Origin of the sequence: Butyrivibrio hungatei, assembly GCF_001858005.1 — a bacterium.
In the GTDB taxonomy this organism is placed as follows: domain Bacteria; phylum Bacillota; class Clostridia; order Lachnospirales; family Lachnospiraceae; genus Butyrivibrio; species Butyrivibrio hungatei.
In genome coordinates this window covers 263111-277443 of record NZ_CP017831.1, presented here as the reverse complement: position 1 = coordinate 277443, position 14333 = coordinate 263111, and the positions used below count along the sequence as shown (strand labels likewise).

Sequence of the window (14333 nt, the reverse complement as noted above, 5' to 3'; positions counted from 1 at the left end):
TACGTCTATGGATTTCAGTGATTCCTAATGAGTCCGTGTGTTACTTACTGGATTTCAAGGTCGGGAAGAGAAGCACGTCTCTGATTGTTGCGCTGTCTGTAAGGAGCATGCAGAGACGGTCAATGCCATAGCCGATACCACCAGTAGGTGCCATACCAACTTCAAGTGCGTTGAGGAAGTCCTCATCTGTGTGCTCTGCTTCTTCGTCGCCGGCTGCTGCGTTAGCATCCTGAGCTGCGAAACGCTCACGCTGATCGATAGGATCGTTAAGCTCTGAGTATGCGTTGCACATCTCCCAAGTGTTGATGAAGAGCTCGAAACGCTCAACCTTCTCAGGATCTGTAGGCTTCTTCTTGGTAAGAGGTGAAATAGCAAGAGGGTGATCCATGATGAATGTAGGCTGGATCAGGTTCTTCTCGCAGAACTCCTCAAAGAAGAGGTTGATGATATCGCCCTTAGTGTGACGATCCTCGAACTCGATGCCTTTCTCTTTTGCAAGAGCCTTAGCTTCCTCGTCAGTCTTAACTGTATCAAAATCAATTCCTGTATACTTCTTGATTGCGTCGTTCATTGTAAGACGCTCGAATGGCTTGCCGAGGTCGATGATGTTATCACCGTACTTGATCTGTGTTGTGCCGCAAACCTTCTCAGCAAGGTAACGGAACATAGACTCTGTAAGTTCCATCATTCCTTCATAGTCTGTATATGCCTGATAGAGCTCCATAAGTGTGAACTCTGGGTTGTGTCTTGTATCTACACCTTCGTTTCTAAATACACGGCCGATCTCGTATACTCTCTCAAGGCCACCAACGATAAGTCTCTTAAGATAAAGCTCAAGAGAGATACGGAGCTTACGCTCTTCATCAAGTGCGTTGTAATGTGTGATGAATGGTCTTGCAGCTGCGCCACCTGCGTTCTCAACGAGCATAGGAGTTTCAACTTCCATGAAATCTCTATCTGCAAGGAAGTTACGGATCTCGCGAAGGATTGCTGATCTCTTCTTGAATGTTTCCTTAACGTCTTCATTCATGATAAGGTCAACGTAACGCTGTCTGTATCTGATTTCTGTATCTGTAAGTCCGTGGAACTTCTCAGGAAGTGGCATAAGTGACTTAGATAAAAGAACCAGCTCCTTAACGTGAACTGAGATCTCACCAGTCTTGGTCCTGAAGGCAAATCCCTTAACACCGATGATATCGCCGATATCCATCTTCTTGAAATCAGCATATGCCTCATCGCCAAGGTCATTTCTAGAAACATAGAGCTGCATGCGTCCATCTCTGTCCTGAAGGTTAGCAAATGATGCCTTACCCATTACACGCTTGCTCATCATACGGCCTGCAAGAGATACGAGCTTGTCTGAAGGAATGTCTGACATAGGTACTATAACTGCCTTGCCTTCTTCATCAACTGGAGCCACAAACTCAAGTGCCTCAAAGTTGTCCCTTACTTCTTTGGTGTGATGTGTCTGATCATATTTAACGATCTGGAAAGGATCTCTTCCTGCTGCCTGAAGCTCAGTAAGCTTGTCTCTTCTAACCTGACGAAGACGTCCAACGTCTTCCTGTGGTGCATTCTGCTGATTGTTCTGCTGATTATTATCTGCCACTTTTTCTTCCTCCTGATTACAGACCTATAGGCCTGCGTGTTTACTCTAATAAAGCCAGCGAATCGTCAAAATCGCTGGCTCTGAATGTCTAATCCAAACTCAGCCTGTGGCTGAATCTTTTAGTTCTCTGATCTCTCGATGCCAAGCACCTTGTACTTAAGAACACCAGCCTGTGTCTCAACAGAAACTGTCTGTCCCTTCTTAGCTCCGATAAGAGCCTTACCAACTGGAGACTCGTTAGAGATCTTACCCTTAAGGCTGTTAGCCTCTGATGAACCTACGATCTTGTACTCAAGATCCTCATTGAACTCAAGGTCACGAATCTTAACCTTACATCCGATGCTGATCTTGTTAAGGTCTACGTCTTCCTCAACTACTACTTCCGCGTTTTTAAGAATCTTCTCAAGGGCTTCAATTCTAGCCTCGATATCACGCTGCTCATCTTTAGCTGCATCATACTCAGCGTTCTCTGAAAGGTCACCCTGTTCTCTTGCCTCTTTGATCTTCTCAGCAACTTCTTTTCTCTTAACTACTTTGAGTTCATGAAGCTCATCTTCGTATTTCTTGAGACCTTCATAAGTTAAGATATTTTTCTTTTCTTCCATTATTAAATCCTACCCTTCGTAAAGATTCGATTTATATCTACATTGTCTTAAAAAACTTAAAAAGCTATTTTAACTTTGCTATTATACAGTCTATAAATTATACTGTCAATGATACAGAAATTAACATTTACTTAATTGCTGTATTCAGGATAAAAACAGCTTCTTACAGGCTTCCTTAAGGGATTCCATATTTTCCATCTGATTGATCTCGTTTCTAAACTTGGCACTTCCTGCCATACCTGTTGTGTACCAGGAAACATGCTTTCTCATCTCGCGGATTCCTATGAATTCACCCTTATATTCCAGCTGCAGATCTGCATGCCTTAGAACTGTATCATAGATTTCCTCTTTAGTAGGCCTATCACAAGCCTTTCCTGTTTCAAAAAAGCTTTTGATCTCCCTGAAGATAAAGGGATTTCCCTGGGCAGCTCTAGCCACCATTACTCCATCGCATCCTGTCTCTTCAAACATTCGCTTGGCTGATGGTCCATCTGTGACATCTCCATTCCCTATTACAGGAATCTTCACTGCCTCTTTGACCTGACGAATGATGTTCCAGTCTGCTTCGCCGTAGTAATACTGTTCTCTGGTCCTGCCGTGAACTGCAACTGCTGCCGCACCGCCTGCCTCTGCTGCCTGTGCACACTCGACGGCGTTTACCATGTTCTCGTTAAAGCCTTTTCTGATCTTGACAGTAACAGGTCTGTCAGAGACTTCCACAAGAGCAGCAACGATTTTCTCTATAAGGGCTGGGTTCTTCATAAGTGCAGAGCCTTCGCCATTTCCAACCACTTTCGGTACAGGACATCCCATATTGACATCCAGGATATCGTAAGGCCTGTCCTTGATCATCTCAACTGCCTGCTGCATTATCTCTGGCTCAGAGCCAAAGAGCTGCAAAGAAACAGGATGTTCATCCTTATGGATCTCCATTAACATCCCTGTGTTCTTGTTCTTGTAAGTGATTGCCTTGGCACTTACCATTTCCATGCACACAAGACCAGCGCCCATTTCTCTGCATAACAGACGAAAAGGCAGGTCAGAAACGCCTGCCATAGGTCCTAAGATTATGTTATTGTCTAAGGTTACGCTTCCAATCTGAAGCTTGCCGTATCCTGACATTTAATCCTCGCTTCCTAAAATATCTGCAGGATTTTCGTGGAGTACGTAGATCCTGTAATAGAGTCCAAGCGCCTCAAAGAGGTCCTGTCTCTTTCTGCGAACCTCACCTACAAGTAGACCTGCTGTGATCTCATCATAAGTGATATCCTCTTCATCTGCATTAGTCTCGATACTGATGCTTCCATCCTCTTCAAAAACTATTGTGAAGATTCCGCCTGCTTCCTGAGTGAAAAGAACACTGATGATATTCAGCTCTTTTTTTATACTCTCAGGAATCTGCTTGAATATAGGATTGAAGTAATACTTCTGCTCGTAAGCATTGGCTCCGCAGAGAACTACCCTTCCACCAGCAGTCTCTTCAAAGACTCTGCCTTTATTAGTCTTTTGCATTTCATCTATCTTGAGCTCTTCCTGCTCATTTTCAATAGATCCATTATCTTCAAATTCTTTTTTGTATTGTTCTTCAAAATCTTTAGCGCTCATTTTTTCTCCAAATCTATATTATTCTGGTCTGTCACTGTCTTCAAAGTCATTAAGCTGTGGCTTGCTCCTTCGGTTCTTTTCATAAAGGATCTGAAGACCTTTCAGTGTAAGTGTTGGATCGTAAATATCGATCTCCTCTGTCTCTTCTGCAATAAGTCTTCCAAGTCCACCGGTTGCAACGACTTTCATGTTAGCAAAGCCCGATTCTCTTTTCATCTCATTAACAATATACTTGGTCTGGCCGATCTGTCCGTAGATGAGTCCTGCCTGCATGCTGGAAATAGTCTCTTTTGCCAGAATGCTTGATGGCTTCTTGATTTCGATCTCAGGAAGCTTGGCTGTATCTTCCCAAAGGGCCTTGGCTGAGATTCTGATACCTGGTGCAACAACACCGGTAAAAAACTCGCCCTTTTCATTTACAATAATATAAGTAGTAGCTGTTCCATAGTCAATTACAAGAACAGGTCCGCCGTACAGCTCGTAGCCTGCCACAGCGTCAACAATAAGATCAGGGCCTGCTTCTCTAGGGTTATCAATTGCAATCTTGATACCTGTCTTGATTCCAGGGCCTACAATATATGGCTTCTTGCCAATGTATTTGAGTATTGCATTTACAAGAGCATGCATAAGCTGAGGCACAACGCTTGCGATCATTACGCCTTCGATCTCTTCTTTTTTGATCTCGTTTACATGCAGGAATTCCAGAAGCTTGATTCCGTACTCATCAGAAGTATGAGTCATCTTGGAAACCATCCTGAAGGATGTCACAAGCTTTTCTCCCTTGAATATTCCATAAGTGATATTTGTATTTCCTACATCAATTACAAGAATCATTGTCTGCTCCTTTTATGCATAAGTGTAAAGTCCGCGAACGGATACTTCACCGGCATTAACTTCCTTTATTGTACCATCTTTGGTGCGAACTATCAGCGCCCCATTTGGAGTTATTCCTTCTGCGACTGCTTCATATTCACCCTTCGGGTCTAGGATTCTTACTTCTTTTCCTATATTTATGAGTCTCTTTTCATACTGCTCTTTTAAAAGAGCCAGATCATAGGTCTTAATGTATTTCTCATAGTTTTCTTCAAAAGCCTTCATGCAGCTTGCTACAACAAAAGACCTGTCGATGTCCTTTCCTGTTTCTGAAAGGATGGAACCTGCTATATCTTTGATGGACTCAGGAATATCCTTAAGCTTAACGTTTATTCCTACTCCAATGACCACATCGCCAATAGTATTATCAGGATTCATGTGAAGCTCTGTAAGGATTCCACAGATCTTTTTACTATTTATCACTACGTCGTTAGGCCACTTGATAGATGTAACATTCTTTCCAACAGCGCTATCTATGCCCTCTGCAACGGATAGGCCCATGACCAGAGTGAGCATGGATATCTTGTCAGGTGGTGCGTCAGGTCTTATGAGAAGGCTCATGGCTATATTGGTGCCCTTTGGGTTTTCCCAGGACCTTCCTCTGGTGCCTCTTCCTTTATTCTGAACGTCAGCCACCACCAGTGTGCCATGAGGAGCGCCTTCTTCCCCAAGGGCTTTGGCATCATCATTGGTGGAGCCTGTAACATCCTTATAAACAAGATTACGGGCAGCCCATTTGGTATGGAGCTGCCCTTTAATTTCTTCATAGCCTAGCATGTTAGTTTTCCTTTAAAGTAGCATACATCACAGCCTTAATGGTGTGCATGCGGTTCTCTGCTTCCTCAAAGACAATAGATTTATCTGACTCAAAGACTTCGTCAGTTACTTCTATCTCATCGAGTCCATATTTTTCTTTAACTTCCCGGCCTATTCCTGTATTCAGATCGTGGAAGGATGGAAGACAATGCATAAATACGCTTCCTTCTCCAGCGTTGTCCATGATCTTTTTGGTAACACGATAAGGCTCGAGGTCCTTGATTCGCTGCTCCCACTCGCTCTCTGGCTCTCCCATGGAAACCCAGATATCTGTGTAAACAACATCGGCACCCTTTGTTCCTTCAATCGGGTCCTCACTAAAATCTATCACAGCTCCGGTGGATTTGGCAATATCCTTGCAGGTATCAATAAGTTCCTGACTTGGGAAATATTTCTTATTGGATACTGCAGTGAAATGCATGCCAAGCTTTGCACACATAACCATCAGTGAATTACCTGTATTGTACCTTGCATCACCCATATATACAAGGTGGATGCCTTTAAGCTTTCCAAAGTGCTCTTTGATAGTAAGGGCATCAGCCAGCATCTGAGTTGGGTGGAACTCGTTGGTAAGTCCGTTCCATACGGGAACCTTACTATACTTAGCCATAGTCTCAACTATTTCCTGCTCAAAGCCTCTGTATTCGATTCCATCAAACATTCCGGCAAGAACTCTTACTGTGTCGGCGATGCTTTCCTTTTTACCTATCTGTGAATCAGTTGGATTAAGATAAGTTGTGCCCATTCCCAGGTCATGTGCTGCAACTTCAAAAGCGCATCTTGTACGGGTACTGGTCTTTTCAAAGATAAGAGCGACATTCTTGCCCTTTAGCTCATCATGAAGAATGCCTTTTTTCTTCTTTTCCTTAAACTCTGCAGAAAGGTCAATAAGATAAAGGATTTCCTCAGGTGTAAAATCAAGCAGTTTCAAAAAATCTTTTCCGTACAAATTCATCTTTTTATCCTCCTGAAAATATAAATACTAATTAATTAGGGGATTGCAATTGCAACCCCCTTTATAATAGCATAAATATTCAGTTTTGTTAATAAATTTGTATAAATATTCAGTTTTGATGAATATTACCAGAATACATGCGCTCCGATAATGATTCCTTCATGACCATTGATACGTCTGAAGTGAAGTGCTGTACCAACAGTTGTCTCACCGTTAATAGCTGCCTCAGCTGCCTGGTAGTTCATATCGTAGATATTGCCGCTGTTATAAACCTTGGCAACTGTACCATTGATAGCTGGTGTAAACTGTCCTGATGCATAAATAACACTGTAAATAGTGTTAGGATAAGCGCCGCTCTTAACTCGGTTCATAACTACCGCACCTACGGCTACTCTTCCTTCATATGGCTGGTTACCTGCTTCGCACTGGATAAGTGCTGCCAGAAGCTTAACTTCATCAGCATCAGCAGAAACTGCGCCGGTGTTCTTTGTAAGAGCTGCTTTCTTTTCCTGCTCTTCACGAACCTTTATGGCTGCGATCGTCTCACCCTGGTCGATCTTGAACTCAGTTGTGACATATTCAGCCTGAACATAACCTACTTCGTCGTTGTAATCTACGCTGATCCAGCCATTGCCGAGATCCTCGATCATATCAACGAAAGCTTTTTCTCCGAGAACTCCGATGACCTCTCCGTCCTCTGAATCCTCTGATCTAACATTGAGCGCGCTACTCTGGCTTGTAACCAGCTGCTTACCAACGTCTGCTGCTAAGCTCTCAGCGTCTTCTCCAAAAAGAAGATACTCATCCTTGGCCCAACCGATCAAGTCACCTGACTGAAGCTTGGTCCATCCATCTCTTCTCTCTATTACCTTGCCGCCACAGTCCTTGTATAGAACTCCGACCTTCTGCGCATCCTCTGCAGGCTCTTCTCGAATATTCATGGCCTGACTTACATTGGACATGACGAGTTTAGATTCCTTAGACTCAGATGAAGCAGAAGAACTGGCATCTGAGGACTTATCTACGCTCTCCGCCACCTTAACTTCTGTAGCTGTTCTATCGATTCCAAGTGGTGTAGTAGGACTAACAATGCTGGAGATACCTGTAGAATAACTGGCGTAAGTAGCGCCGCCTCCTGCATATGCTGTTAACCCCTGGGAAACGAATAGAATCAAGACGAGACCGCAAAACATGATAAGTCTCATTATCCTAGTGGATAACTGTGATTCTTTTTTCATATCTTTGCTTACCTCTAAATGTATGTATTACTCAAACGACCGTCTAAGTAAATATTACGAATATATTGCGACTTATTACCGTCAAGCAAATATCCGAAACAGATATTAGCAAAAATCGAAATTTTTGTCAAATTTTGAACCCGAATCAGAGGCTCTTACTCTTCTCAATGCAGGCAGTTACTGCATCCATGACCGCTCCCCTAAATCCTTCCTGTTCGAGAACATGTACAGCTTCTATCGTTGTACCGGCAGGTGAGCATACCATATCCTTCAATTCGCCAGGGTGCTTACCTGTATCCAAAACCATCTTGGCACTTCCAAGAACTGACTGAGCTGCAAACTCATATGCCTGTTTACGTGGCATTCCGCCTTCAACTGCGGCATCCGCCATTGCTTCTATGAAAAGAAATACATAAGCAGGTGATGAACCACTGACACCTACTACTACATCCATCATGCTCTCTGGCACTGTATAAGCCTTACCAAAGCTCTCCAAAAGCTCTTTTACAAAGTGATAGTCTTCGTCGCTGCAAAGGTCATTTCTGCATACAGCTGAGCAGCCTTCTCCTACCAGGGCTGGTGTATTAGGCATAACTCTGATAAGCTTTACCGGTTTTTCGAACTCGTTTGAAAGCCAGCTGATTGTCTTTCCAGCAGCAATGCTGACTACAAGCTTTTTGTCATCCACGCTGTCCATGATATCAGCAATCACAACCTTGAGATACTGAGGTTTAACCGCCAGAATGATGATATCTGCTTCTTTGGCAACTGCTTCATTAGAGGTGCGAACCTGAATGCCAAATTTGTCAGCAACCTTTTTTCTGGTCTCCTCTGTTGCAGCTGTACCAATGATCTCGTTTGGCGCCATGAGTCCCTTTTCAAGGATTCCGCCGATCATTGCCTTTGCCATGTTTCCAAGTCCAATAAAACCGATTGTCATATTAACTCCTCCTCTGCCTTGATGCTTCAAATGTGAGTATTGCAGATGATGTTGCCGCGTTCATGGATTCTACCTCACCCTTCATAGGGATCAGTACGTAATCTGTAGCAGCATCAGCCGTTTCTTTAGTTAATCCGTTTCCTTCATTTCCTATTAAAAAAGCTGTTGGCTTTGTATAATCGAACTCGTCGTAATTCTTTTTTCCTTTTAAGTGAGCAGCGTAAGTACTGATGCCGCTATCACCTAACTTCTTGACCATCTCCGGAAGATTATCTACATATATAAAAGGCATTCTGAATATAGATCCCATGGTGGACCTGATAACCTTTGGGCTGTAGATGTCTGCGCTTCCCTTACTGAGGATCACACCTGTAACTCCTGCGCCCTCGCCTGATCTGAACATTGTTCCCAGATTGCCCGGATCCTGAATGTTCTCAAGCACAAGAAGGAGTGGAGCTGCGCCTTCATTGCCCTGATTGTAGCCTTCTAATACTTCCTCTTCTGTATAATGGTACTGGGATACAACCGCAAGAACACCTTGAGGTGTCTGGGTATCTGCCATCTTCTTCATGACATCCTCAGAAACCTCCTCTGCACCGTATCTCCAAAGGATCTCTTTATCATCTTCACTTGCTTTATCAACAAATCTACCGGTTACGTAGACTTCTCTAACCTGAAGAACAGGAACCTCTCTGAGCATCTTCATGCCTTCTATTACGAAGACATCGTCCTCTCTTCTGGCTTTACTCTTCTGAATATAGGTCACAACCTTGCGGACTCTGTCGTTATTCACACTTGTGATCATATAATTATTTCCTTCGTTCTATTTTTTGTACGTATAGTATATCACAAAAAAATACGCAGAAATTAAAAAAAGCTGTTACCCTCAAACGAGGATAACAGCTAAGTTTACATATATTCAGATTAAAGAATGCGAGCGATCTCGTACATGTACTCGTTGATGTTCTTCTTCATTGCAAGAGCCTCATCAATATCGTAATCTACGAACTGACCGTTTCTGTAACTAACTACTCTGTTAGTCTTGCCAGCTGCAAGGATATCTGCTGCGTAGCATCCCATCATAGATGCATATACACGGTCCTTACATGTTGGGCTACCACCACGCTGCATGTAACCAAGGATAGATGCTCTTGTCTCAAGACCTGTAGCAGCCTCAATTCTACGAGCCATTGATGTTGAATGTCCGATACCCTCAGCGTTTACGATAATGTGGTGTGTCTTACCTTTCTTACGGTTATCAATGATGTTGTCGATGATCCTCTGCTCATTGTAATCATACTTCTCAGGAAGGAGGATATCATCTGCACCGTTGGCGATTGAGCACCAAAGAGCGATGTATCCGGCGTTACGTCCCATAACCTCTACGATACTAACTCTCTCGTGAGATGATGATGTATCACGGATCTTGTCGATAGCTTCCATTGCTGTGTTGATAGCTGTATCGAAACCGATTGTATAATCTGTACATGAAATATCAAGGTCGATTGTTCCTGGGATACCTACTGTGTTGATACCCTGAGCTGAAAGCTTCTGTGCTCCACGATATGATCCGTCACCACCGATAACGACCATACCATCTATACCATGCTTACGGCAGATCTCTGCTCCCTTAGCCTGTCCTTCAGGAGTTGTAAACTCCATACAACGAGCTGTTCCAAGAATTGTACCACCGCGCTGGATGATATCAGATACGCTACGTCTATCCATGTCAATGATCTCTTCATTAAGAAGACCCATGTATCCCTTCTTGATACCCTTAACCTTAAGTCCGTTAGCTAATGACTTACGTACAACTGCTCTGATTGCAGCGTTCATTCCTGGTGCATCTCCACCACTTGTAAGTACACCGATAGTTTTGATCTGCTTTGCCATCTTTCTTTCCTCGATTCCTACTTCTTATGTTGCATAGCAACCTTTACATTGTCATTTTATTATCATTCCTAACTTATTATATTAGCGCAAACTTCTAATGTCTGCAATAATATTTTCCTTTATGATATAATATTTTAAATAATTTTTGTTGGGGCAATCAAATGGCATTTACACATCTTCACGTCCATACTGAATACAGTCTTTTGGACGGTTCAAACAAGATAAAAGAATATGTAAAAAGACTTAAGAGTCTTGGAATGACCGCCGGAGCTATCACTGACCACGGTGTAATGTATGGTGTCATTGACTTTTACAAGGCATGCAAGGAAGAAGGTATCAATCCTATCCTTGGATGCGAAGTTTATGTTGCCCCAGGTTCCCGTTTTGAAAAAGAGACTTCTGTCTCCGATGAGAGATACTACCACCTTGTGCTCCTTGCTGAGAACAACATAGGTTACGCCAACCTCTCACATATCGTAAGCCGCGGCTTCACTGAGGGCTATTACTACAAACCTCGTGTAGACATGGAGCTTTTAGAAAAATACCACGAAGGTGTCATAGCTCTTTCTGCCTGTCTTGCAGGTGAGATACCAAAGAACATCATCAAGGGTCAGAATGGCGCAGCAAAAGAGGCAGCTATCCGCCTCGACAAGATCTTTGGTCACGGCAATTTCTTTTTAGAACTTCAGGATCATGGTATCCCTGAGCAGCGCATGGTCAACAACACACTTCTTGCTCTTTCTCAGGAGCTTGATATTCCTCTTGTTGCTACCAACGACTGTCACTATACATACGCTGATGATGCAGAAGCTCACGACCTTCTTTTATGCATACAGACTGGCAAAAAAGTCACCGACGAAGACAGAATGCGTTACGAAGGCGGCCAGTACTATGTTAAGAGTGAAGAGGAAATGAGAGCTCTTTTCCCATATGCACAGGAAGCTATCGACAACACCCAGAAGATTGCTGACAGATGTAATGTTGAGATTGAGTTTGGTGTTACCAAGCTCCCACATTTCGAGGTTCCAGAGGGCTATGATTCATGGACATACCTCAATAAGCTCTGTCTCGATGGTCTTCATGAGAGATATCCTGACGATGACGGCACCTTAAAGGATAAGCTTGATTACGAGCTTGGCGTCATCAAGAGGATGGGATATGTAGATTACTTCCTTATTGTTTGGGACTACATCAATTACTGTAGAGAAAATGGCATCGCTGTAGGCCCAGGCAGAGGATCTGCCGCTGGTAGTATTGTTTCCTACTGCATGCACATCACTAATATCGATCCTATCAAGTATGATCTTCTCTTTGAGCGATTCCTTAATCCTGAGCGTGTATCCATGCCTGATATAGACGTGGACTTCGAGTACGAGCGCCGTCAGGATGTTATAGACTATGTTACTGAAAAATACGGTGCTGACAAGGTTGTTCAGATCATCACCTTTGGTACACTTGCAGCCAAGGGTGTTATCAGAGACGTTGCCAGAGTTATGGACCTTCCTTATAGCTATGGCGATCAGATTGCCAAGATGATCCCAAATGAGCTGAACATTACTCTAGAGAAGGCTCTTTCCATGAACCCTGAACTTAGGACCAGCTACGAAACTGACCCTACGGTTCACAAGCTCATCGACATGTGTCAGAAGCTTGAAGGTCTTCCTAGACATACTTCAATTCACGCTGCCGGCGTCGTTATCTGCCAGGCACCAGCTGAGGACCTTGTTCCACTGTCACGTTCAGCAGAAGGTAACATCACAACCCAGTTCACCATGACTACTATAGAAGAGCTGGGACTTCTCAAGATGGATTTCTTGGGACTTCGCACTCTTACTGTTATCAAGGATGCTGTTAATTATGCAAATGCCTCTCTTGGCGCCAAACCTGGAGATGCAAATTTCATTAATATAGATGAGATAGATTACAACGACCAGAAGGTTCTTGCTTCTATAGGTAGTGGCAAGTGCGACGGTATATTCCAGCTTGAATCCGGCGGAATGCAGGCTTTCATGAAAGAACTTAAGCCTCAATCCCTTGAGGATATCATTGCGGGAGTTTCTCTGTACCGTCCAGGTCCTATGGACTTTATTCCAAAATACATCTCTGGTAAAAACGATGCCGGTTCCATCAGCTATCTAACGCCAGAGCTTGAGCCAATCTTGAAGCCTACCTACGGTTGTATCGTTTACCAGGAACAGGTTATGCAGATCGTTCAGCAGCTTGGCGGCTACACTCTTGGCCGAGCTGACCTAGTAAGACGTGCCATGAGTAAAAAGAAACAGCATGTCATGGAGGTTGAGAGAGCCAATTTCGTAAATGGTAATTCTGAAGAGAACGTTCCTGGCTGTGCTTCTAAGGGCATCAGTCCTGAAGTTGCCAACGCGATCTACGATTCCATGATGGACTTTGCCAAGTACGCATTCAACAAATCACACGCTGCCTGCTACGCAGTGGTTGCACTTCAGACAGCATGGCTTAAATACTACTATCCTGTCGAATTTATGGCAGCTCTTATGACTTCAGTAATTGATAATCCCGGCAAGGTTTCGGGCTATATCATGAGCTGCAGGAATATGAACATAACTCTTTTACCACCTGATATAAACGAGGGATATTCTGGATTCTCGGTTACTGAGATAGATGCTGGGGAGGGTGACACTCCTATTCCTGGCGCTGTAGTCACAACAGCACCTGGCAAGAAAAAGGCTATCAGATACGCCCTTACAGCTATCAAGGGTGTGGGAAGGCCTGTTATCTCCGCTATAGTGAGCGAGAGGCGTGCTCACGGTAAGTTTAAGAACCTCAACGATTTCCTGACTCGAATGTCCGGAAACGACAATGATATCAACAAAAGAGCTGTTGAAAACTTCATAAAAGCCGGCGCATTCGACTGCTTTGAAGGAACCAGAAAACAGCATATGACTGTTTACGCCCAGATCATGGATCAGCTCCATTCAAATGGCCGCAACAGTATGGCTGGCCAGATGTCACTTTTCGACCTTGCTTCCGAGCAAGACAAAAAGCAGTATGAAGTTCCTCTTCCTGATGTTGGAGAGTTCCAGAAGGACCTTCTTTTGGAATTCGAAAAAGATGTGCTTGGAATCTACATCTCTGGACATCCTCTGGAAGAGTACGTTGCTATGTGGAAAAAGAAGATCACAAACACTACAGCAGACTTCTTCCTAGACGATGAAGTTGGCGAGCCGGCTGTTAAGGACAACGCAAACGCAACCATCGGCGGAATCATTATAGATAAAAAGATAAAGTACACCAAGAACGACCAGATCATGGCCTTTATCACATTGGAAGATCTTGTTGGTTCTGTGGAAGTTATCGTCTTCCCTAAGACCTACGAAGCTAACGCTGGACGCCTCAACGCAGATGCCAAGGTTTTCATAGAAGGCCGCGTATCCGTAGAAGAAGATAGAGACGCCAAACTTATCGCCAGCAAGGTGACATTGTTTGACGAAATTGCCCGAAATGTTTGGATTAGATTTGCAAGCCTTGACGATTACAACGCTCACGAACAGCAACTCTTTAAATTATTATCCGAAAGTGATGGTCGCGACGAAGTAACTGTTTACTTAACTGACACCAAACAAGTAAAAAAGTTGGGTAGAGGCTATACCGTTAAAGCCGATAAGATCTTAACTGATAAGCTCAAAGAAGCTTTCGGAAACGACAACATACAGGTAGTATAATAAACTCTCTACCCATGTCACAATTTCACAGATATGGATTATATCAGTTAAGCTTTCTCTCCATGAACAGCTTAAGAGAATAAATGATAGTTCTATGA

General features: G+C 43.5%; 12 protein-coding genes. 1 reads left to right on the top strand and 11 read right to left on the bottom strand.

Going from position 1 to position 14333, the window contains the following annotated elements; all coding sequences use genetic code 11:
- Window positions 1–40: 40 nt before the first annotated feature.
- The 11 genes from lysS to pfkA all read right to left on the bottom strand — a co-directional run bounded on the left by lysS (window position 41) and on the right by pfkA (window position 10534).
- The gene (gene lysS / locus bhn_RS01605; RefSeq protein WP_071175064.1) at window positions 41–1609 is read right to left on the bottom strand and encodes a lysine--tRNA ligase; all 1569 of its coding nucleotides are present in this window, start codon (window positions 1607–1609) and stop codon (window positions 41–43) included.
- Between the two features lie 119 nt (window positions 1610–1728).
- Window positions 1729–2214 carry a transcription elongation factor GreA gene (gene greA, locus bhn_RS01600; RefSeq protein ID WP_071175063.1) on the bottom strand — a complete coding sequence of 162 codons (486 nt, stop codon included), beginning with the start codon at window positions 2212–2214 and terminating at the stop codon, window positions 1729–1731.
- Between the two features lie 144 nt (window positions 2215–2358).
- Window positions 2359–3336: a tRNA dihydrouridine synthase DusB gene (dusB, locus tag bhn_RS01595; protein ID WP_071175062.1), complete on the bottom strand. Its 978-nt coding sequence runs from the start codon at window positions 3334–3336 to the stop codon at window positions 2359–2361.
- Window positions 3337–3819 carry a DUF6145 family protein gene (locus bhn_RS01590; RefSeq protein ID WP_236845945.1) on the bottom strand — a complete coding sequence of 161 codons (483 nt, stop codon included), beginning with the start codon at window positions 3817–3819 and terminating at the stop codon, window positions 3337–3339.
- 18 nt (window positions 3820–3837) lie between these two features.
- Window positions 3838–4653 (bottom strand): type III pantothenate kinase, encoded by an 816-nt coding sequence (locus tag bhn_RS01585; protein ID WP_071175061.1) that lies wholly within the window; start codon window positions 4651–4653, stop codon window positions 3838–3840.
- Window positions 4654–4665: 12 nt separating this feature from the next.
- Window positions 4666–5469 (bottom strand): biotin--[acetyl-CoA-carboxylase] ligase, encoded by an 804-nt coding sequence (locus bhn_RS01580; RefSeq protein WP_071175060.1) that lies wholly within the window; start codon window positions 5467–5469, stop codon window positions 4666–4668.
- A 1-nt stretch (window position 5470) separates the two neighbouring features.
- On the bottom strand, window positions 5471–6463 hold the full coding sequence (gene argF, locus bhn_RS01575; protein WP_071175059.1) for an ornithine carbamoyltransferase: 993 nt from the start codon (window positions 6461–6463) through the stop codon (window positions 5471–5473).
- Between the two features lie 125 nt (window positions 6464–6588).
- Window positions 6589–7701 carry a cell wall hydrolase gene (locus tag bhn_RS01570; protein WP_071175058.1) on the bottom strand — a complete coding sequence of 371 codons (1113 nt, stop codon included), beginning with the start codon at window positions 7699–7701 and terminating at the stop codon, window positions 6589–6591.
- 145 nt (window positions 7702–7846) lie between these two features.
- The gene (proC, locus tag bhn_RS01565; protein ID WP_071175057.1) at window positions 7847–8641 is read right to left on the bottom strand and encodes a pyrroline-5-carboxylate reductase; all 795 of its coding nucleotides are present in this window, start codon (window positions 8639–8641) and stop codon (window positions 7847–7849) included.
- 1 nt (window position 8642) lies between these two features.
- On the bottom strand, window positions 8643–9446 hold the full coding sequence (locus bhn_RS01560; RefSeq protein ID WP_071175056.1) for a TrmH family RNA methyltransferase: 804 nt from the start codon (window positions 9444–9446) through the stop codon (window positions 8643–8645).
- Window positions 9447–9565: 119 nt separating this feature from the next.
- Window positions 9566–10534: a 6-phosphofructokinase gene (gene pfkA / locus bhn_RS01555; RefSeq protein ID WP_071175055.1), complete on the bottom strand. Its 969-nt coding sequence runs from the start codon at window positions 10532–10534 to the stop codon at window positions 9566–9568.
- 161 nt (window positions 10535–10695) lie between these two features.
- On the opposite strand from pfkA, the gene bhn_RS01550 reads away from it, so the two are divergent.
- A complete protein-coding gene (locus bhn_RS01550) occupies window positions 10696–14235 on the top strand; it encodes a DNA polymerase III subunit alpha (RefSeq protein ID WP_071175054.1) in 3540 nt (1179 codons plus the stop codon).
- Window positions 14236–14333 lie beyond the last annotated feature (98 nt).